The following is a 255-nucleotide window of genomic DNA, read 5'->3' as shown; positions in this document are numbered from 1 at the left end:
GAGCGTGCCCAGCCGCAGCAGGTCCAGACCGAGCGTGGCCTGCTCGCTGATGCTCGGCGGCAGGTTGCCCTGCAGCGCGCCGAGGTCGCGGTAGTCGCCGTGGCTGCGTACGCTGCGCAGATTGATGTTGAAGCGACGGTTGTTCCAGCTGTAGCCCAGTGCCCATTGCCCACCCTGCAGGCCGTGGTAGCCGCTGTGCGCATAGGCGGCATTGAACACGCCAGCGGCGCCGAGCAGCCACCAGCCACCGACACC

General features: G+C 68.6%; 1 protein-coding gene. It reads right to left on the bottom strand.

What is annotated here, in order from left to right:
- Positions 1-255 (bottom strand): hypothetical protein (locus FJ988_RS30620; RefSeq protein WP_210242799.1); only part of this gene is annotated, 255 nt, incomplete at both ends.

The sequence above is a fragment of the Mesorhizobium sp. CU3 genome (genome assembly GCF_006442965.1).
Lineage (GTDB): Bacteria > Pseudomonadota > Alphaproteobacteria > Rhizobiales > Rhizobiaceae > Mesorhizobium.
The sequence above is the reverse complement of the archived record's forward strand: the minus strand, read 5'-3'. Positions and strand labels throughout refer to the sequence as shown.